Below are 21424 nucleotides of genomic sequence, written 5' to 3' on the forward strand. Positions count from 1 at the left end.
GCCTCAGAACACCGAGGCCTTGCCAGCCAGCGACGAGCCGCCCTGGATGACCAGGCACGCCGCCAAGCGCCTGAGCGCCGAAGAGGCCGCCGCGCTGGTGCGTCATGGCGAGCATGTCTTCCTTGGCACGGGCTGTGCCACGCCGCGCCGGCTGGTGGGTGCGCTTGAAGCGCTGGCGTTGCCCCAGGGCGACGTGGAACTGGTGCACCTGCTGACCGACGGCGCGCTGCCGCACAACGCCGCAGGCGAGTGCATCAGCCACTACCGGCACCGCTGTTTCTTCGTCGGCAACGACGTGCGGGCCGCGGTCCGCCAGGGCCAATGCGAGTACGTGCCGCTGTCGGCTGCACGTCTGCCCCAACTCATCTCCAACGGCCGTGTCAGGGTTGATGTGGCCATGATCCAGGTCTCGCCGCCGGACGAATTCGGGTATGTCAGCCTGGGGGTGTCGGTCGACGTGATTCCCGCTGCGGTGGCCAAGGCTCGGCTGGTTCTGGCCGAGATCAACCCCGCCATGCCGCGCTCAATGGGCGACAGTGCGCTGCACATCGACGACATCGACCATTGGGTGCCTGTGCCGGCGCATCTCATCGAGCACTTCCAACCCGAAGCCCAGGGCGAGGTCGTGCAGGCGATTGCCGGCTACATCAGCAGCATCATCGACGACGGTTCGACGCTGCAGATCGGCCTGGGCCGCTTCAGCACGGCGGCGCTGGCACTGCTGAGCGACCGCAAGGATCTGGGCGTGCACTCCGACGTCATCACCGACGCCATCGTGCCGCTGCTGGAAAAGGGCGTGCTCACCGGGCGCATGAAGAGCCAGCATCGCGGCAAGATCGTGGCCAGCTTTGCTCGGGGCTCGCAGCGATTGCATGCGCTGATTGATCGCAACCCGCTCTTCTGCTTCCAGACGCTCGACGCGGTTTGCGATCCCGCCGTGCTGGCAGCACAGCACAAACTCGTGTCGGTGACGCAGGCCTTCTCGGTCGACCTGACGGGGCAGGTCTGCGTCGACCAGTTCGCGGGCGAGTTTTACAGCGGCCTGATGGCACAGCCCGAATTCCTGCAGGGAGCCTCGCGCTCCGTGGGCGGCAAGGCCATCATCTGTCTGGCCTCGACCACGGCCGACGGGCAGAGCTCGCAGATCAAGCTTGCACTGGCCGACGGCGAGGCTTCAGGCATCGCGCGCAGCGATGTGCACTACGTCATCACCGAGTACGGCATCGCCTACCTGTTCGGCAAGTCGATCCGTGAGCGGGCGGCTGCACTCATCAATCTGGCGCACCCGCAGTTCCGTGCCGAGTTGCTTGCGCAGGCTCAGTTGAAGGGCTGGCTACCGGCAGAGCAGCAGCTCAAGCATCTGCAGGCCTATCCTGTAGCCGACGAGCGCCGTGTGGTGCTTGGTGATGGCCAGGCGCTGCTGCTGCGCCCCGCCATGGGCACCGACGATGTCCACGTGCGCGAGCTCTTCCACCACCTGTCCGAACGCGATGTCTACACGCGCTTCTTTCGCAAGGTCAGAGGCCTGCCGCACCGCGACGCCCAGCGTCTGTGCAACCTGAACCTGGAAACCGAGGTGGCCTTCGTGGCGGTGTTCGGACCCCGTGAAGATCCGCAGGTCGTTGGCCACGCCTGCTACTTCGTCGACGCCGCTACCAACATCGCCGAGACCGCCTTCATGGTGCATCCGGACTGGCAGGGCAAGGGCATCGGTGCAGCGCTGCAACAGCGCCTGTTGGAGCACGCCCGTAGCAGAAACGTGCAGGGCTTCGTGGCCGAGATCCTCGCCACCAACGAGAAGATGATCCGGCTGGCGCGCGCCGGGGCAGGCGACATCAGCCTGGCCGCTGAGGGCAGCGTGGTGCGCGTGACGACGATGTTCCGGTAACGCCGCGTCGACCCGGTCCGTCGCTGACGTCGTGGCCGCAGCGTGTGCAGAGCACTTCCTTCGTCCGCTTGTTGCACCGTCGATCCCCATCTTCATCTCCGCGCCGGACGCGCGGTTGCAAGGGGACGGTAGCGAGGGTCTGCGACGCGGGCGTGCTGCGAAGGCGATGCCTAGAATCCGCCCACATACGTTGGACCCACGGGGACCACGCCAGGGAGCAGGGCAGATGCAGACCAACGAAATCGAGGTGTTGCAGGGCGCCATCGCCATGCTGCAGTCCCAGCGGGCGACGTTGGGGGCCGCGCTGGTCGATTCAGCGCTGGCGCCATTGCTGGAGCAACTCCATCAGCTGACGTCCCGGGCCGCGCCTGCCGAGCCCGTGCGCCGGCTGCGCCAGGTGAGCGTGCTTTTCCTCGATCTCGTCGGCTCGACGGAGCTGATCCGTCACCTCGACCCTGAAGATGTTCAGTCGGTGGTGGACGGTGCGCTGGCGGCCTTCACCGCCCTGGTCACTCAGCATGGCGGCGAGGTGCTGCGCTATGCCGGTGACAGCCTGAAGGCGGCCTTCGGCGCCGATGGCACGCGCGAGGACGATGCCGAGCGCGCGGTGTGTTGCGGTCTGGCCCTGCTGCAGGAGGCGGCTCAACGCGGCCACGCCGTGCAGAAGGCGCATGGACTGGCCGGCTTCGACGCCCGCGTCGGCGTCCACACGGGGGTGGTGGTGCGGGGTGGTGGCGTGGAGCAGACCAACAGCCTCAGCGGCCTGGCCGTCAACGTCGCGGCGCGCATGGAGCAGGCGGCATTGCCGGGCAGCCTGCGCATCAGCATCGACACCTACCGGCTGGTGCAAGGCCGCTTCGACGTGCTGGAGCAGCCGGCCCTGCAGGTCAAGGGTCTGCCGGAGCCGATGCGGACCTTCGTGGTGGAGGGCGTTCGGGAGCGGAGGCTGCGCGGCCTGCACCATGGCGCGGACGGTGTGACCACCGCCATGGTCGGCCGCACCAACGAGCTGGCCCGGTTGCATCAGGTGGCCACTGCTGTGTTTGCGCCCGGCGGCGCTCTAGGCGCGGCCACTGTGATCGGCGATGCCGGCCTCGGCAAGAGCCGCCTGCTCGGCGAGATCCAGGCCACGCTGCCGGAACGGGCCACCGCCGTGTGGCGCGCCAGCAGCCACCCCCAGGCGCTGCACCAGCCCTACGGCCTGCTGCGCGACCTGCTGTTCTGGCAACTCGGCGTGCGTGACAGCGCCTCGCAGGCCGAGGCGCAGCAGACTTTTGCCGCCGCCCTGCTGCCGGCCTTCGGTGCGGCGGCCGATGAACAGACCGCGCTGCTGGGTCAACTCATTGGCCTGGACTACAGCGCCAGCCCCTTCATCGCCGGCATCCTGCGCGACGGCAAGCAGCTGCTGAGCCGGGGCTTGAACGCCTGGGTGCGCTACCTGCAGTCGCAGGCCGCCGCGCAGCCCCTGGTCCTGGTGCTGGACGACCTGCAGTGGGCGGACGACGAATCCCTCAATGCGCTCGACCACCTCGTGGCCACGGTGCCGGAGTTGCCGCTGCTGCTGCTGTGTGCGGCCCGCCCTGAACTGATGCAGCGCCGGCCCCAGTGGGGTGGGAATTGGCCGGGGCACCAACTGATCCCACTGTCGCCGCTGACCACCCAGAGCAGCGATGTGCTGGCCACCGCACTGCTGATACGCTTTGCCGCGCCGGTGCCGGCCTTGCAGGCGCTGCTGGCCGAGCAGGCGGCCGGCAACCCCTTCTACATGGAAGCGCTGTTGCAGATGCTGGTGGACACCGGCGTCATCCAGACCGTGGGCGAACATTGGCAAGTGCAGGCCGACCGGCTGCACGGCCTGAACGTGCCGGCCACGCTGGTGGGCGTGCTGCAGGCCACGCTGGACGCGCTGGACGCCGAGCAACGCCGCAGCCTGCAGCAGGCCAGCGTCGTCGGCGCGCAGTTCTGGGACGAAGCGCTGGCCGCCATCGACCCGCAGGCGCCCGAGCAGCTCTCCGGGCTCAGCCGGCGTGAACTGGCACTGCCGCAGGCGCAGAGCGCGTTCGAGGGCGCACGCGAGTACAGCTTTCGCCACCACCTGCTTCACCAGGTGACCTACGGCACCGTGCTCAAGGCCGACAAGCGCACAGCGCACGGCCATGCCGCGCGTTGGCTGCAAGGCCGCAGCACGGGTCGCGAGAACGAGTTGGCCAGCCAGATCGCCGAGCATTTCGAGCGCGCCGGCGACACGGAGCAAGCCATTGCCTACTGGTTGCGTGCCGCCGAGGATGCATCCAGCCGGCAGGCTGACACCGCAGCCATGACCCACGCCGACCGCGCCTTGGCGCTGGACGACGGCAGCGATCTGCCGCGCCATATCCGCCTGCATCGCGTGCGAGCCAACGTCTTCATGCGCACGGGCGACTCGGCCGGTCATGGGCGTGAATTGGAGATTCTCGAGGCGCTCGCCGACCGCACTGACGACGATGTGCTGCGCCTGGCCCTGGCGAACGACCGCGTTTGGCGCCTTTTCATGGAAGCGCGCTACGAAGAAGCAGTGGAACTGGCCGAGCGCCGACTCGCGCGCGCTGAAAGCCTCGCACCGCGCGAAGCCGGGCGTGCGCACAACGTGACCTACATGTGCCTGTCCCGGCTCGGCCGGCACGATGAAGCGCTTGCGCACGCCCTCAAGGGCCTGGCGCATGCCCGCGCCACCGGCGACCACAACACCGAGGGGGCGATCCACAACAACATCAGCGTTGGCCACATAGATGCCAATCGCGTGGGACCAGCGCTGGCTCGCTTGCAACAGGCGCTTGACGCCTACCAGGCGGCAGGAAGCCGCGGCGGAACCGCCAACGCCCGGCTCAATCTGGCGGAAATCGAAACCAGACTGGGGCACCCGAGGAAGGCGCGCGACCTGCAGGAGCAGGTCATACAGGAGTGCCGCGAAATCGGTTCGCGCAGGCTGGAGGGGTTGGCTTGCGCGAACCTCGGCGAGAGCCTCTGTGAACTCGGTGAGGCGCAGCACGGCTACGACACCGCGCTGGAAGGATTGCGCTTGGCGCGCATCAGCGGCGAGAGCAGAAGTCAGGCTTATGCGCACCAGAGCGCGCAACAGGCCGCGAGGATGTTGGGCCGCTTCTCCGATGCGCTCGACCACGCCGAGGCGGCTGCCGCTGGCTTCAGGGCCCACAACGACCTGGGCACGGCGTGGGTCAACGCCGGTGCAGCCGTTCGCCATCTGCACGGCCTGGGCAGAAACGAGGAGGCGCTGGCCGCTGCGGACGCGCTGCTGGCCGAGGTGGAGGCGCAGGGTGGCTGGGACGGTGCGTTCGAGCCGCCGTACCACCTCTACTGCGCGCTGGCGCCGCTGGGCGACCCGCGCGCCGATGAGCTGCTGGCGTGCTCGTACAGCGCCTTGACTGCCCGGGCCGACCTTTTCGCCGAGTACGTGCCACGCGACAGCTTCATGCAAAGCACCATGGTCGCCCGGGGCATCTGTGAAAGCTGGGCTGCGGCCCAGACGGGCGGCGCGATCCGGGCTGATCGCAAGGCCCCGGGATAGTCACCGGCGGCGGTCGGCGTTCTACATGATCTTCAGTGACAGCATCCATTCATTGCCGCCGCGCCGGCTGCCCGTGTAGCCGGCCGCATAGCCGGCCGACAGCACCATTTCATACCAGTGCAGCACGCCCAGCCGCAGGTCGATTTGCGCGCCCAGTGACGCATGGCGTTTGCGCTCGCGCCGGCCCGGGTCGGTCCACAGGGCAGTGGCAAAGAGTTGCGAGCGCAGCCAGGTGAGGTGCAGGTCCGGCACGCCCACCGACTCGAACAACAGGCGCGGCAGTTGCAGTTCGAACTGCTGGCGCAGAAAGGACGGGCTCGAGATCGCGTCGATATCGAACCCCGGCAGTGAGAGCGGCTCGCGGTAGCGCTGCACACGGCCGTTGTCGACCCAGTTGTTGCCGAAGCCGCCGAAATAGAAATTGGCCAGGGTGTTGCTGCGATCGCCGTGGCTGGCACCGGCCGCCGTGCGCGACCACAGTGATGCGTGAGGCCACGGCAACGCGAAGCCCACGTCGACCCCGCCCTGGAACTGCGGCGTGATTTGGCGGTTGGCGTTGCGCAAGGACAGCAGTGCATCGGCCGCCACGCCCTTCTCGTCGTCCACGGCGCCCAGCGAACGGCGCATGTCGCTGAATTTCAGGCCGAGCTCGGCAGTCGTCAGCGTGCTCGAACCCGCGGTTGCCGTCTGCGCGCCGGGCAAAGTGTCGATGCGGGTGTAGCGGGTCAGCTCCCAGCGCAGGTCCAGTCGACGCGGGGTTTCTTGAATCAAGGGCTGGTCGTAGCCGAGTTGCGCCTTCCAGCCCTTGCGGCTGCGCTGCGTGGGGCCGAACAGGTCATAGAAGTCGGAGCGGTTCCAGGCCAGCACGCCACGCCAGCCCAGGTAGGCCGCTTTGGCCTCGGCGTGCAGCTGCTCACCGGCCGGCAGGCGCTTGTCCGGCGTCACGGCCACGGTGAGGCTTGCGCTGGCGTAAGACAGCCAATCACCGAAGTTCAGCCGGTAGCCCAGACCCACGGTGTTCCTGTAGCCCTGCAGCACCGGATAGGCGCTGAGCAATTCGAGGTGCTCCAGCGGCCGGTAGATGCCGCGCGCGGTCACCAATGCCTCGTCGTCCACCGCATTGGGTGAAGCGGCCTGCCAGGTCTTGAGCACCGGGTGCAGCGCCACCAATTCGGTGCCCAGGAAGCGGATCGAACTCAGCGCGCGCAGCGGTTGCGGGTCCAGCAGCGATGGCAGCAGGCCCTCGCCGGTGAAAGCCAGCACCATCAATTTGCCATCTTCGCGCGGCAGCGGCCGGAACAGGCCCACCTCGGCATTGCTGACCGGCACCGTGCGGCCCGTGGCGGGCTCGAAGCGGAAGATGTTGGACACGCCCGTGTAGTAGCTGCTGCCATACAGGGCCTGGCCGTCTGCTGAAAAGACGAATCCCTCCGGTGCAGCCTGGCCGAAACTGGCCTGGGCGATGGTCTTCAGGCGGCCCGGTCCCCGCACCAGATCGGGCAGCGACCAGACGCGCAGAAACTGTTCGCCCTGCGGCTCGCTGACCGATGCGGAAAGCTGTTGACCATCGGGCGACACATCCAGGTCGGAGGGCACCACGCCATACGGGAAGGTGTGCAGCGGCTCCCAGCGTGTGTGCGGTGGGGCCATGCGCACCAGGGTGGCCAGGCCTCGATCGTGCCGCACGCCGATGAGGGCCCCATCGGCACGGTTGAAAGCCAGCTCTCCGATGCGGGCTTCCTTGAGCAGCTGGGTCTGTTGCCCGCTGTCCAGGTCCAGCACCATCAAGTCGCGGCGGTTGTAGTTGCGCGTGGTGTAGAAAATGCGCCGGCGTTCAGGGTCATAGGCCAGTGAGCTGACGCCGTACAGCGTGCCGCCCTGGATGTCGGTCAGCCGCGTCACGGTGCCGTCGCGGAGGCTCATGGCACCGATGTGTTCGACGATGCCGGCCTGGCGGAATGCGCCGTAGACGACCTGGCGCTCTGCATCCAGAAACAGGCGCGAGCTGGAACCGACGGCCCGCGCCGTGAGTGGCAACAGCGGTGTGATCGGCAGTCGCCGCACACCGGCCAGGTTGGCGCGTTGAAAGGCCTGCTCAAATTTGATCCAGTGCTGCCACGCGGTGTCGAGCGGTACACCGAACACCTGTTCGAACGCAGCGACGTAGCCGCGCTGGCTGCCCTCGTCGCGGCGCAGCCAGGTGACGACTTTTTCCGGCGTGTGCTCGTGGGCCAGCCACGTGAAGAAGCGCGTACCGTACAAGTAGGCGTTGGCACCCGCCTGAAAGTCCGAGCGCACGCCGCGTGTGGCCAGTCCGAGCGGGTCGTAAAACCGCGCGCCGTCACGGACCATGCCGCGGAACACCATCTCGTCGTAGCCGCCCTGGGCCCGGCCCAGGCCGCCGCCCATCCAGGTTTCCATGAACACGGCGGCACCCTCCAGCAGCCAGCGCGGTGCGGTGAAGCGCGGTGTGCTCAGGTAGCTGTAGACCAGCGACTCCGGGTTGTCGGGCTGCGCCTCCACCTTGCCCTGCAGCAGGCGGCGCCAGAAGCGGTCTTGTGCATTGGCGACATCGCCGGTGGCAAGGTGCACCAGCTCATGGTTCATCAGCGAGGCCATGCGCTCACTGCCGGGGTTGGTGTCGAAGGTATTGGCGCTGGGCGATACCTCGATGTAGAGCCTGTTCAGCGGCGTGACGCTGGCGCTGGCGATGCTTTGATCGGTGAAGTCCTTGAGCAGCACCGTGGGCTGCTCCGACGGCACCCAGCCGAATCTCTCCCGCTGCCAGCGCACTGACGACGTGAAGGTGCGTACGGTGTGCGCGGTCAGGTAATCCAACCGCGGTGACTGGAACACCAGACGCACATCGGGCGTCTCAAGCCAGTTCAGGCCGAGCGGATCGCTGGGCTGCGCCCAACTGGGCGATGCCACCATCCAACCTGCACCGATGACGGCGCACACACACGAGCAGATCGATCGCCGCACAGACTCTTCCCCTGCTCGATGAGCCATCGTTGATCGTAGAAGCAGATCTGCCAGCAGTGACGCTGGCAGATCGAGGGGAAGGCTTGAGCCGCTGCCGGCCTGCCTTCACGAGCTACAACTCGGTGCAGTCACCGAGCCGTTGCGCAGCACTCAGCCGCCACGCACACGAAGCTCGGCAGCCATGTTGCCGTCGGGCGCACGAAGCTCGGCGGCCACGTTGCCGCCACGCACGCGAAGCTCGGCAGCCATGTTGCCGTCAGGCGCACGGCGCTCGGCAGCCACGTTGCCGCCACGCACACGAAGTTCGGCAGCCACATTGCCGTCGGGCGCACGAAGCTCGGCGGCCGCGTTGCCGCCACGCACACGAAGCTCGGCAGCGGCGCTGGCGGCCTCGGGTGCGCGGTCGGCCACACGATGTGCCTGCGGCGCGGCCGGCGTTGCAGCGTGCAGCTTGATGGCCGCAGCGCCTTCCTGCACGGCGCGGTAGCGCTCGGCGGCCACCACGCTGCCCTGCAAACCCTCGGGCTGCGCATAGGCGCTGGTGAAGGCGGTGGCGCCAACGGCGATCAACGCAGCGGCACTCTTGACAATGGTCTTGCGATCGAAGTTCATGTGTGTTCCTTGAAAGATGCTGCTTTGTCACAGCGGTTGTTTCCGACTTCACCCAAGCCCTGCATCGTTTTGTTCAGGACCTGTTGACCAATTCTGTGACCGCGCAAGCGCGCGGTGCGATGCGATGTCAATAGTGAACATAGCGAGGCTTAGGGCAACGCTGAACAAGTCCCTCGCGCGCAGCTCATCCCTGCTTTGGGCGGCCTGCTGCGTTGCAAATGCTCGCCATAGCCCGCTATGGCTGTGCTTTGCGCCTTGCAGCCCATCCCAAACCAGGGCGCGCTGCATCGCGGGGACTTATTCAGCGTTGCCTTAGCTGCGGCCTGAAAGCGCCTACATTGCGGAGGCATCCCATCAATGGGGCACCGGAGTTGGCCGTGGAGGAAGCACTGTGGATCGCATCGACCGAGACCGCCGTCTTGATGGAATTGGCCAGGCACGGCGACACACGCCACTGGGACGCTGGCGTGAAGGTGGTGACCCAGGGGGATGCCGCCGACTGCATGTTCGTTGTGCATTCGGGTGAGTTGCGCGCGTTCGTGATGGGCGACGGCGGGCGGGCCGTGGAGCTGAATACGCTGGGCCCCGGCGATATCTTCGGTGAGCTGATGTTGAAGGGCGAGCTGCGTTCTGCAACGGTGGAAACGTTGACCGCGTCACGCCTGACCCGCGTGACGCGCGCCCATGTCGAGCGTTTGCTGAAAGAGCGGCCCGACATGGCCCTTGACCTGATCCAGCGCCTGGTCGAACGCGTGCGCACCTTGACGCAAACCGTGCGCAACCTGGGGTCCATGGACGTGTACCAGCGTGTCGTCGGCCTGTGCTCGATGTTGGCCAGGGAGCACGAAGGCCGGCTGTGCATACGGGGCATGAGCCAGCAGCGCATTGCACAAAGGGTGGGTGCGTCGCGCGCCATGGTCAACCGGCTGCTTCAGGACCTGGCGCGCGGTGGGTACATCGAGCTTGAGCGCGCCTGCATCGTGCTGCTACGCCCGCTGCCCCCGCGCTGGTGATCACCTCGCCATCAACAGCTCCGCCCCGCCACCGTCGCCTGCCCGGTCGTTGAAGCCGTCATCGGCCCAGGTGCGCCAGCGACCGCTTCAAGCCAGGCAGCGTGAACCCGGCTGCTGCCGCGGCTGACGGCAACCGCTGCACAGCGCTGCCAGGCGGTGGTTAAGGTAAAGAGTCTTATACACTGGCAGGTTGGAAAAGTGGATGTGCGAGCCGGCCATGCGGTAGCTGCGCATTCAACCTGGACGGGGTGCGAGCAGAATCCTCTTCATGGGCCAGAAACCTCGAAGCGCTTCTGATCATCTGCTCCGCCGTCGGGGTCTGGTGTTCGGCGCGGCTGCTGCACTGACCGGCATCTCGGCGGCCGAGCAGGTGCTTGAGTTTGTGTACCCGCGTACGCACGAAAGGCCCACGGACAGCTATTCGTTCAAGATGCTGAACGCCGCGTTGGCGGCGTCGGGGCGACAGTACACCTTGCGATTGAGCGCCGTGCAGCTGTCATCGATGCGCGCCCTCTTGGCGCTCAGCACCGGTGATGTCAATGTCATGGACACCGGCGCCTCGCCCAAGGTTGCCGAAGGCGGATTGATCCTGCCCTTTCCGCTGGATCTTGGTCTCAGTGGCTATCGTGTGATGCTGGTGCATCGCGACCGGCTCGATCGCCTGCGGGGCATACGCAGTTCTGAGGACCTGCGCGAGTTGAGCTTCGGCCAAGGCCCCGATTGGGTGGATACCAGCATCCTTCGCGCTGCGGGACTCAAGGTACAGGAGGCAGAGTTTCTGTCGCTGTTTCGGATGCTGGAAGCGGGGCGATTCGACGCGTTCCCATTGGGAGTCGATGAGGCCAGCAATCTGCTGAGACTCTTTGGGCATCTGGCGCCGTCGGCCGTGCTGCTTGAGGACTGGTGCCTCCACTACAGGTTCGCGCGGGTGTTCGCAGTTCAGTTGCGCCAGCCTGTCCTGGCCGAGGCATTGACGGCGGGTCTCTCTGCGATCTTCTCTGATGGAAGTGCGAGATCCATCCTTTCACGGGACGCTCACATCGGCCCATTGATCGATGGACAACGACGGCTGCCCGCGAAGATCTTCGAACTCGACAATCGTTTCTGGACCGCGCCGTTTCAGGCCATTCCCGACAAGCTGTTCTTCAGGCCTCGCTGAAGAAGCCTTCCATGCGCAGCCTGAAGGTCGAAGAACCGCAAGCGCACTCGGCGCGCGCAGCGTCGAACATCAGTCAATACACGCCCATGTAGTCGCGCTTGCCGATGGCGATCCCGTTGTGGCGAAGGATGGCATAGGCAGTGGTGACATGAAAGAAGAACTGCGGCAGGCCGTAGTTGGCCAGATAGGTTTGACCGATCAGCCGCTTCTCCTTGGGTGTACCGGGACGCAAGATGATCTCTCTGCTTTCGCTGCCTTCAAACTGCGATGCGCTGAGGCCATCCAGAAAGCTCACCGTCTGGGCCAATAGGACATCAAGATCGGCAAAGCTCTTCTCTTGTCCCTCGTGGGTGGGGACCTCGACGCCCGCCAGGCGTGCCGATACGCCGCGCGCAAAGTCGGCTGCGATCTGCACCTGCTTGGCCAACGCAAACATGTCCGGATACAGGCGCGCCTGCAGCAAGGCGTCGGGCTCAATCGAGTGGGCCGAGGCGTGCGTACTTGCCTGCGCCAGTTCTGCTTTAAGCGCCATCAGCATTTGCTTGAAGACGGGAACGGCGAAGGTATACATCGAACTGGTCATGGTCGTTCCTTGGAAGTAGTGAAGCTATACGGCGACGGCATTCGAGCGGCGCCCCGCCGGGTCGGCCGCCCGGTTGCTGCCAGCGGCAGAGGGCGGACGACGCAGTTCAGTGTAAGGACGCGCCAACGGGCTCGTCCGTGCGAACGCGCGGTCGACGGCGGCTGACCGAGATCCACCGCGGACATCGGACTTCTGGCAGTTCGTCTCGCTCGGCAATCTGCGGGATCGGGTTCGCGTGAACCCGCTGGCGGCTCGCGAGCGACATCTCTGTCGGGAACTCGTCGCGCTGACGCCACGGTTGACGCCACTCGCAACCCGCTGGCAGACTCGCGCCCTTCATCAACCAGCCCAGGAGAAGACCATGGAACAAGCAGATCGTGTCGCCCTTCTCGTGTCCGGCTGCCTGCGTGCCCATCTGAGCGCCCCTCGCGCCTGACCTTGCGTTCCTCGCGGGTCCATTGATCGCTGCGCCAGTCGCAGCCGGCTTCCCACCTGATTGCGCCACGCGCCACCGCGCGTGGACAGGTTCGCGCTCGCGCGGACGAAGCCAAACATCAATGGATTCCCATGATCGATATCGAATTCGAGGCGCTGCAGGCGCTCGGGCTCACACCCGCCATTGCAACGCTTGCTGCACAACTCACCGCGCCTCCCGCGTCGGACATGCGCCTGGCGCGCGTGACCGAATCGCAGCGTGACTGCTTCACGCTGCATGACGGGCGCGCCGAGTACCTGGCCCGCGCGCTGCCCCGGCTGGTGCAGCAACTGCAGGCCACGGCGCAGCCGCTGACCATCGGCGACTGGGTCGCCATGCAGGTCGACGCGCACGGCCAGGCCTGGATCGTCGAGCGCGTCGAACCGCTCACGCAGATTGCCCGCCGCGCCAACGACGGGCGGCGCCAGCCGCTCGCCAGCAACGTCGACGCGGCGTTGCTGGTGATGGCGCTGGACGCCGACTTCAACGCGCGCCGCATGGAGCGCTACATCGCGATGGTGCGGGCCTGCGGCGTGGCGCCGGTTGTCGTGCTCACCAAGCGAGACATCGCGCCGGAGGCGCAGGAGCGCATCGCGCAGATGTACGCCCGCCTGCCCGCCACGGTGCCGGTGCTGCCGGTGAACGCACTGTCGCGACAGACCTGCACGGATCTCGGCCCCTGGCTGCATGCAGGGCAGACGCTGGTGCTGCTCGGCTCGTCGGGTGCCGGCAAGTCGACGCTGATCAACACGCTGGCCAACGCCGGCCAGTCGACGGGAGCCGTGCGCACCAGTGACGGCCGCGGCCGGCACACGACGACGGCGCGCTCGCTGCACCGCTGCCCGCACGGCGGCTGCATCATCGACACGCCGGGCCTGCGCACCTTCCGGCCCGACGCGGACGCGCGCACGCTGGCCGCGTCTTTCGAGGATGTGCAATCGCTCGCGCAGCAGTGCCGGTTCCGCGATTGCCGGCACGAGGGCGAGCCCGGTTGCGCCGTGTTGGCCCATGTCGACGAGGACCGGCTCGACAACTACAAGAAGCTGATGCGCGATGCCCAACGCGGCGAGCTGACCGCGCTGGAGCGCATCGAGCTGCGCGGCAAGTGGAAGGCCATCGGCAAGGCGGGCAGCCGACGTGCGCTGGAGAAGAAGGGTTAGGACGAGTGAGCGGTTGAAAGGGCCTCTGCCACCACTGAGTTCGCTCGGGCACCGCGGCTTGCGCCCGACGACCCGGCGACGTCCCGACTACATCGTTTTATATCGCTTAACTGGTGCAACACCGGGGGCGTTCCGACACTGGCATGGCCAAGCCGGCGAGGGTTCGTCGGCACAGCAATCGCGAAGCTGGAGCCAAGCCGATGAACCACTTCTTCACCGCCCGGGATGGGGCGCGCATTCACTACAAGGACTGGGGATGCGGTCAACCGGTGGTGTTCAGCCATGGCTGGCCTCTGACTGCGGACAGCTGGGAATCGCAGATGCTGTTCCTTTCCGGCAAAGGCTACCGAACCATTGCCCATGACCGACGTGGACATGGGCAGTCGAGCCAGACCTGGGACGGCAACGACATGGATGGCTACGCCGATGATCTGGCGAGCCTGTTGGAGGTGCTGGATCTGCGCAATGTCGCGTTGATCGGCTTCTCAGCCGGCGGCGGCGAGGTGGTTCGCTACATCGGCCGCCACGGGAGCCGTCGTGTGGCCAAAGTGGTTCTGGTGGCCGCTGTGCCGCCAATGCTGATGCGCACCGAAGGCAATCCCGGCGGCGTGCCGCAGGAGGTCTTCGACGGCCTGCGCAAGAGCGAGATCGATAACCGCGCGCAGCTGTATCGGGACATCGCCTCCGGCCCGTTCTTCGGCTTCAACCGTCCCGGCGCCGTGCCCTCCCAGGCCCTGATTGATCGCTTCTGTGACCAGGGCCTGCAGGCGAGCCACCGCAGCACCCATGAGTGCATCACGGCGTTCTCGGCCACCGACTTCAGCGCCGACCTGCAGCAGGTGACCGTGCCGACGCTGCTGGTGCATGGCGACGACGACCAGATGGTGCCTATCGACGCCTCAGCCAGGCTGGCCGTCAAGGCACTGCGCAGCGCCACGCTCGAGGTCTACGAAGGTGCGCCGCATGGCCTGATAGACACCCACAAGGAACGGCTCAACGCCGACCTGCTGGCCTTCATTTCCTCCTGAATTCACCCACCCCCCCAAGAAACCACCATGAACTTCTCTCGACTCGTTCTCGCTATCGGCCTGGCCGCCGGCACGCTTCATGCCGTCGCCCAGACGCCGTCCGCCACCACGGCACCATCGGCCAAAGCCCGTTCCGCGCAAGTCGCGAAGAGCGCCAGCACCATCACCACGCGGGACGGCGTGGAGCTCTACTACAAGGACTGGGGCCCGAAGACCGGCCCGGTCGTGGTGTTCAGCCACGGCTGGCCGCTGAACTCCGACAGCTGGGAATCACAGATGATTTTCCTGGCGGGCAAGGGCTTGCGTGTCGTGGCCCACGATCGCCGCGGTCATGGCCGGTCGAGCCAGCCCTGGGAGGGCAACGACATGGATCACTACGCCGACGACCTGGCCGCGGTCATCGAGGCCCTCAACCTGAAGAACGCGACCTTGGTGGGCTTCTCGACCGGCGGTGGCGAGGTGGCTCGCTACATCGGCCGCCATGGCACGGGTCGCGTGAAGAAGGCGGTGCTGGTCAGCGCCGTGCCGCCGCTGATGTTGAAGACGCCGGACAACCCGGGCGGCCTGCCGCTGGAAGTGTTCGACGGCCTGCGCAAGGCTTCGCTGGCTGACCGTTCGCAGCTCTATCTCGACATCGCATCCGGCCCCTTCTTTGGCTACAACCGGCCGGGCACCAAGGCGTCGACAGGGGCCGTCCAGTCGTTCTGGCGCCAGGGCATGGTCGCAGGCCACAAGAACACCTACGACTCGATTGCCGCCTTCTCGGCGACCGACTTCCGCGGCGACCTGAAGAAGTTCGACGTGCCCACCCTGGTCATCCACGGTGATGACGACCAGATCGTGCCCATCGACGCCTCGGGGCGAGCCTCCGCCGCGCTGATCAAGGGCGCCCGCTTGATCGTCTACCCCGGCGCTCCGCACGGTCTTGCCGACACCCACAAGGACCGTCTGAACCAGGACCTTCTCGAGTTCATCTCCAACTGAACGGAGCGCACCCCATGAAATTCAAGTTCCTCCTCGTTGCCGCCGGCCTGCTTGCCGGCTTCGCTCAAATCCATGCACAGGCCCAGACCATGAAAACCACTCCCACCAGCAAGCCGACCATCGTTCTCGTGCACGGCGCCTTCGCCGACTCGTCGAGTTGGAACGGTGTCGTCGAACAGTTGTCAAAGGACGGCTATCCGGTCCTGTCGGCCGCCAATCCGCTGCGCAGCGTGTCGGGCGACGCACGCTATGTCGCGAGCGTCATCGACAGCATCCCCGGGCCGGTCGTGCTGGTGGGCCACTCCTACGGCGGGGCCGTGATCACCAGCGCCGCCCTCGGCAAGCCGCAGGTGAAATCGCTGGTCTACGTGGCGGCGTTCGCGCCGGACAAGGGGGAGGGCGCTGCACAGCTTGCGGGCAAGTTCCCGGGCGGCACCCTGGGCGGCGCGCTCGCCAAGCCGGTCGCTCTGCCCGGGGGCGGGGTCGACCTCTACATCGACCAGGGCAAGTTCTGGCAGCAGTTCGCCGCCGACGTGCCTGAACCCCAGGCGCGGCTGATGGCTGCGGCGCAACGCCCCATCGCCGAGGCGGCGCTTGTCGAAGCCAGTGGCGAGCCCGCCTGGAAGCAACTGCCCTCGTACTTCGTCTATGGCACGGCGGATCTCAACATTCCGGCAGCCGGGCTGGGTTTCATGGCCGAGCGCGCGCGGTCACGCAAGACCGTGGTGGTGCCGGGCGCCTCGCATGTGGTGATGACCTCGCATCCCAAGGCGGTTGCCGAGCTGATCGAGGCGGCGGCTTCGGCCCATTGAAGGGGCCGGGCGGGAGCCCGGTTCAACCCCGCTGCTGTAGCGCCATCGCGAGTACCAGCGCCGCATCGTCGTCGCTGCGCTCTCCTTGCCGATACGCGTGGCGGTGAGCTGGCTCACTCAGCGCCGCGCGGCTCAGACGTTCCGACTCGCGCCGGAACCAGGCCTCGGCCTCGTTGCGATCGATGCCACGCGTTCGGTGGCCGCTGTCCGAATAGCCGTTCAGCCAGGCCGCCTCATCGAAAGCGCCGAGCGCGCAGGCCCACACCGCCAGCGCGTCGCCCCACAGATAGAGCAGGTCATGCGCATGCGCGACCGGCAGCCCTTCACCGAAGGTCTGCCGAGCCTCGGCCGCATGGCCCGTGCGCAGCTGTGCCTGCGCCATACACAGCAGCATGAAGCTCAAGGCCGTGTGGTGCTGACTCTGGCGCAGCGCTGGCAACACGGGCTCGGCCAGTGCAATCACCTCCACGGCGCTGTCGTCCTGAAGCGCCGCCTGCATGATGTTGATCAGCAGATAGGTGCGGGCCAGCGGGTCGCAGCCCGCCAAGGCCAGCGCCTCCTCCAACGCGGCGCGGGCGCCTGCGCGGCCATGCAGGGCCATGTCGAGCTTGGCCGCGATGACGACGCCCGGTGCGCGCACGGCATCGGGCCAGCTCTCGTCATCGAGCGCTCGCAGCTCCTCAAGCGCCGCTCGCCACGCCGGCAGGTCGGGCTGGCCTTGCAGCAGCCAGCTGCCCCAGGCGGCCATCGCCTGGCAGAGCCCCTGCCGGTCATCCAGCTTGCGATAGGCGTCAAGGGCGAAGCTCAGCCACTCGCGAGCGCGAGGCCAGTCGTGCATCGACAGATGCCGGCCCGCTTCGCAGGCCCAGCGCGCCCGCAGCGCCAGAGGCTGACTGTCGTTGAAGTGCCTGGCGGTCTGCACGAAGTACTGTGCACTCTGCGACCAGCCGCTGGACCGGGCCAGCGCGTAGGCCAGCGGCATGCACAGCCGGAGTGCCAACGTCGGGTCGTGTTCCGTTGCCCATTGCCAGGCGCCTTGCGTGTTGTCGACTTCCTCGAGCAGTTGCTCCACGGCTTGTGCGATGGGCAGCTCTCCCGTCTGTGCGGCACGGTGAAGTCGTTCCTGGCGTTGGCACACCGCCTCGGCAAAGCGTGCCCGAAGCGCCGGGGCCTCCTCATGTGCGGACAACAGCTCCGTTGCAAAGGCGCGGGTCGTTTCAAGCAGGCGATAGCGCGGCGGCTCTGTCGTCCCGGACACCACGAGGGAGCGGTCTATCAGTTCCGACAGCGCCTCCAGCGCTGCCCAAGGGTCCTCGAAGTCGCTCGCGACGACGCTGCGGAAGAGTTCGAGGCTGCTGCCGCCAGGGAAAGCGCCAAGCCGGCGGAGCACCGTCCGCTCGTTGGGCCCCAGCAGCGCCACGCTCCACTGCAGCAGCGCGCGCAAGCTGCCGTGCCGGGGTGGCGCATCACGGCGCCCCGCACTCAGAGACAGGTGCCTCTCGTCGAGGGCCTGCAAGACACCCTGCAGGCCCAGCAGCGGCACTGCGGCGGCGGCGTATTCCAGCGCGAGGGGCAGCCCGTCCAGCCGCTCGCACAGGGTGGCCATGCGGTCGAACGTGAGCGGGTCGATGGGCAGCTGCCGCCCCATGGCCGCACAACGAGCGAGGAAGAGGGCCTGTGCAGGCGCGAACTGCGCCTGCTCCACGGGCGTGCCCGCAGGCGCCACGGCCAATGGCGGCACGGGCAGCACGGTTTCGCCGGCCAGCTTCAGGCGGGCCTGGCTGGTGACGAGCAGTTGCAGCCGGCTGCAGTTTTGCAGCAGCGCATGCGCCACCTCGGCCACGCTGTCCACCAGGTGCTCGGCGTTGTCGAGCACCAGCGTCCAGGCAGGGTGCCGCAAGGCCTTGACCAAGCCCCTCAGTCCGTCGGCAGCGCCAAGCTCCAGCTCGCAGCTGCGGGCGATCGTTCCCGCCACCGCTGCGCCGTCCGTCAGCGGCGCAAGGTCCACCCACACGACACGCATCCGCGAGTCGTTCGCCAGTGATGCACAGATCGCCTGCGCCAGGCTTGTCTTGCCGCTGCCGGGCAGGCCGGTCAGTGTGAGCAGGCGCTGTTGCGCCATCAGCGACAGCGCCTGCGCGAGCAGTTCCTCCCGCCCGATCAGCATTGCCGCGCCCTGCGGGCTTTCCGTGCTCGCCCGCGTCGGCATATCGGACGGCAATCGCGGCACGGTCGTTTGAACGACCTGCTGTGCGAACTGGTAGCCCCGACCCGGGATGGTGCTGATGACTTGCGCGCCAAGGCACTTGCGGATGGCCACCATATTGACCCGCAGGTTGGCTTCTTCCACCACGGTGTCCGGCCACACCAGGCTCATGAGCTCCCGCTTGGATACCACGCGGCCCTGGCGCTGTGCCAGCACGGCCAGGATGTCGAAGGCGCGCGCGCCGAGCGGCGCGGGCTGTCCCTTTAGCAGGAGTTCCCGCGATGCGAGCCGCAACTCCGCTTCGCCAAAACGAAGGACGAGGTCCGACGGCGTTTCGGGTCCAGGGAGACCGAGTGCAGAAGTGTCGAAGCGCAGCAAACCGGGGCAGGGACGGGGTTGGACAACTTCGATCTTAGGGGTGCCATCGCGAGGTCACCCACGGCCGGCACGTCGTTTGCCGGAAGGCCCCTCGACCCATGACACGCCGCATTCAAACCGCCCACCCAGGAGAAACCATGGCCACTTCGCGCAAGACAAGCATCTCGACTGCCAACAAGGGTGCCGCCGCCAAGGCTGCCGCCCGCAATACCGACAGCGGGCCCTCCCGGCCGGCGCCCGCACCTGGCGATGATGCTGCGGCGCGCAAGATGGAAGACGTGCAGACCACGGCCGCCGCCATGCCCTTCAATGCCAACAAGGCTGGCGAGCATGGCGCCGGCAACGGTGTTGCACCGCAGACCGGGCAGCATGTATCGCCGCCTTCGCCACAGGTCACCGGCAGCACCCTGACCGAAGCCAACACCAACGCCAAGGCGGGCACCCAAGCCGCTCTGGGCGGCAATCCGACGGTCGCGCCGCTCGACCGCGTGCGGGTGGACTCCAGCGGCCAGGTGCTGACGACCAACCAGGGCGTGCGCATTGCCGACAACCAGAACTCACTCAAGGCGGGTACGCGCGGGCCGGTGTTGCTCGAGGACTTCATCCTCCGCGACAAGCTGACCCACTTCGACCACGAACGCATTCCGGAGCGCATCGTGCATGCGCGCGGCTCAGCGGCGCACGGCTTCTTCGAGGCCTATGACGCGCTGCCCGACCTGACCGTCGCTGCGCCGTTCAAGGCCGCCGGCAAGATCACGCCGGTGTTCGTTCGCTTCTCCACCGTGCAGGGTGAACGCGGCTCCAAGGACACGGCGCGCGACGTGCGCGGCTTCGCGGTCAAGTTCTACACCGACGAAGGCAACTGGGACCTGGTGGGCAACAACATCCCGGTGTTCTTCATCCAGGACGCCATGAAGTTCCCCGATCTGGTCCACGCCGTCAAGCCTGAGCCGCATCACCAGATGCCGCAGGCCGCCAGCGCGCACGACACCTTCTGGGATTTCGTGTCCTTGATGCCCGAGTCCACGCACATGCTGATGTGGGTCATGAGCGACCGCGCCATCCCGCGCTCCTACGCAACGATGCAGGGCTTCGGCGTGCACAGCTACCGCATGGTCAACGCCGCCGGCGAGTCGGTGTTCGTCAAGTTCCACTGGAGCCCGAAGGCCGGCACGCATTCGCTGACCTGGGACGAGGCGGTCAAGATCTCCGGCGCCGACCCGGACTACCACCGCCGCGACCTGTGGGAGCGCATCGAGAGCGGCGCCTTCCCGGAGTACGAACTGGGTGTCCAGGTGTTCACCGAGGACGAGGCGGCGCGTTTCAGCTTCGACATCCTCGACGCGACCAAGATCGTGCCGGAGGAACTGGTGCCCATCCGCCCCATCGGCCGCATGGTGCTCAACCGCAACCCCGACAACTTCTTTGCCGAGACCGAGCAGGTCGCCTTCTGCACGGCCAACATCATCCCGGGCCTGGACTTCTCCAACGACCCGCTGCTTGCCGGCCGCATTCATTCCTACGTCGACACGCAGATCTCGCGGCTGGGCGGCCCCAACTTCCATGAGATCCCGATCAACTCGCCGATCGCGCCCGTGCACAACAACCAGCGCGACGGCATGCACCGCCAGGCCATCCACCGCGGCCGCGTGAGCTACGAGCCCAACTCGCTGGCCGGCGGCTGCCCCTTCCAGGCCGGCGCGGCGGAGCAGGGCTTCACATCGGTCGCTGCGCGGCTGCGCGCGCGGGAGGACCAGGCCAAGGTGCGCGCCAAGCCCGAGCTGTTCGCCGAGCACTACAACCAGGCGCGGTTGTTCTATGACAGCCAGTCGCCGGTGGAGCAGAACCACATCGCCGCGGCCTTCCGCTTCGAGCTCAGCAAGGTGACGGTGCCGGCCATCCGGGAGCGCATGCTGGCCTCGCTGCGCAACGCGTCGGAAGGGCTGGCCAACAAGGTTGCCGCAGGCCTGAACATGCCGCTGCCCGAGCCGATGCCGCGCGCCATCGCCCGCGCACCCAAGCCCGAGGTGAAGGTGTCGCCGGCGCTGTCGCTGTTTGCCCGGCCGGGCGACGGCTCCATTGCCGGGCGCAAGATCGTGCTGCTGGCGGCAAACGGCGTGGTGGGCGAGTCGCTGCTGGCCGTGCACGCCGCGCTGCTCGATCAGGGTGCGGTGCCGCGCATCGCCGCTTCGACCATCGGGCCGGTGCAGACGGCGGACGGCGTGGACCTGCAGGCCGACGTTTCCCTTGAGAACGAACCAGGCTTCCTGTTCGACGCGCTGGTGCTGCCCGATGGCGAGGCTGCGGTGAATGCGCTGATGCGCGACGGCCACACCTACGAGTTCATCCGGGATCAGTACCGGCACTGCAAATCGATCCTGGTGCTGGGCACCGGGCTTCAGTTGCTGCAGGCCGCCGGCCTGGGGGGCGCGACGGCATCGGAGGTTCCCGACCCTGGCATCGTCATCGCCGACGACGCGAGCGCTGGCGCCGCCGCCTTCATCCAGGCCGTGGCCAAGCACCGTCACTTCCAGCGCGAGACCGATCCACCGATGGTTTGAGCGGGGTGCAGAAGG

13 protein-coding genes are annotated in these 21424 nt (G+C 67.1%); 9 read left to right on the top strand and 4 right to left on the bottom strand.

The window, feature by feature from the left end:
- Positions 1-46 precede the first annotated feature (46 nt).
- Both AC0IZJ_RS13840 and AC0IZJ_RS13845 read left to right on the top strand, forming a co-directional pair.
- Complete coding sequence (locus AC0IZJ_RS13840; protein ID WP_471850640.1) at positions 47-1888, top strand: GNAT family N-acetyltransferase; 1842 nt, start codon at positions 47-49, stop codon at positions 1886-1888.
- Positions 1889-2114: 226 nt separating this feature from the next.
- A complete protein-coding gene (locus tag AC0IZJ_RS13845; protein ID WP_471850642.1) occupies positions 2115-5453 on the top strand; it encodes an ATP-binding protein in 3339 nt (1112 codons plus the stop codon).
- A 21-nt stretch (positions 5454-5474) separates the two neighbouring features.
- Here the strand turns inward: AC0IZJ_RS13845 and AC0IZJ_RS13850 are convergent, their stop codons facing one another.
- Positions 5475-8384, bottom strand: coding sequence for a YncE family protein (locus AC0IZJ_RS13850; RefSeq protein ID WP_471850644.1), 2910 nt, complete (start codon positions 8382-8384; stop codon positions 5475-5477).
- Between the two features lie 204 nt (positions 8385-8588).
- The gene (locus AC0IZJ_RS13855) at positions 8589-9050 is read right to left on the bottom strand and encodes a hypothetical protein (RefSeq protein ID WP_471850646.1); all 462 of its coding nucleotides are present in this window, start codon (positions 9048-9050) and stop codon (positions 8589-8591) included.
- 377 nt (positions 9051-9427) lie between these two features.
- On the opposite strand from AC0IZJ_RS13855, the gene AC0IZJ_RS13860 reads away from it, so the two are divergent.
- Complete coding sequence (locus tag AC0IZJ_RS13860; RefSeq protein WP_471850648.1) at positions 9428-10063, top strand: Crp/Fnr family transcriptional regulator; 636 nt, start codon at positions 9428-9430, stop codon at positions 10061-10063.
- Between the two features lie 268 nt (positions 10064-10331).
- Positions 10332-11222 carry a hypothetical protein gene (locus AC0IZJ_RS13865; protein WP_471850650.1) on the top strand — a complete coding sequence of 297 codons (891 nt, stop codon included), beginning with the start codon at positions 10332-10334 and terminating at the stop codon, positions 11220-11222.
- Between the two features lie 73 nt (positions 11223-11295).
- On the opposite strand, the gene AC0IZJ_RS13870 is transcribed toward AC0IZJ_RS13865, so the two are convergent.
- The gene (locus AC0IZJ_RS13870; RefSeq protein WP_471850652.1) at positions 11296-11805 is read right to left on the bottom strand and encodes a DUF1993 domain-containing protein; all 510 of its coding nucleotides are present in this window, start codon (positions 11803-11805) and stop codon (positions 11296-11298) included.
- Positions 11806-12372: 567 nt separating this feature from the next.
- Between AC0IZJ_RS13870 and rsgA the strand changes: the two genes are divergently transcribed.
- From rsgA to AC0IZJ_RS13890, 4 genes are all read left to right on the top strand, one after another.
- Positions 12373-13440 carry a ribosome small subunit-dependent GTPase A gene (gene rsgA / locus AC0IZJ_RS13875; RefSeq protein ID WP_471850654.1) on the top strand — a complete coding sequence of 356 codons (1068 nt, stop codon included), beginning with the start codon at positions 12373-12375 and terminating at the stop codon, positions 13438-13440.
- Positions 13441-13640: 200 nt separating this feature from the next.
- A complete protein-coding gene (locus AC0IZJ_RS13880) occupies positions 13641-14468 on the top strand; it encodes an alpha/beta fold hydrolase (RefSeq protein ID WP_471850656.1) in 828 nt (275 codons plus the stop codon).
- A 27-nt stretch (positions 14469-14495) separates the two neighbouring features.
- Positions 14496-15452 (top strand): alpha/beta fold hydrolase, encoded by a 957-nt coding sequence (locus tag AC0IZJ_RS13885; protein WP_471850658.1) that lies wholly within the window; start codon positions 14496-14498, stop codon positions 15450-15452.
- 14 nt (positions 15453-15466) lie between these two features.
- Positions 15467-16264 carry an alpha/beta fold hydrolase gene (locus AC0IZJ_RS13890; protein WP_471850660.1) on the top strand — a complete coding sequence of 266 codons (798 nt, stop codon included), beginning with the start codon at positions 15467-15469 and terminating at the stop codon, positions 16262-16264.
- 22 nt (positions 16265-16286) lie between these two features.
- On the opposite strand, the gene AC0IZJ_RS13895 is transcribed toward AC0IZJ_RS13890, so the two are convergent.
- The gene (locus AC0IZJ_RS13895; protein ID WP_471850662.1) at positions 16287-18764 is read right to left on the bottom strand and encodes an ATP-binding protein; all 2478 of its coding nucleotides are present in this window, start codon (positions 18762-18764) and stop codon (positions 16287-16289) included.
- A gap of 221 nt (positions 18765-18985) precedes the next feature.
- On the opposite strand from AC0IZJ_RS13895, the gene AC0IZJ_RS13900 reads away from it, so the two are divergent.
- The gene (locus AC0IZJ_RS13900; RefSeq protein WP_471850664.1) at positions 18986-21409 is read left to right on the top strand and encodes a catalase; all 2424 of its coding nucleotides are present in this window, start codon (positions 18986-18988) and stop codon (positions 21407-21409) included.
- Positions 21410-21424: the final 15 nt, after the last annotated feature.

The sequence above is a fragment of the Roseateles sp. AC306 genome (assembly GCF_979253795.1).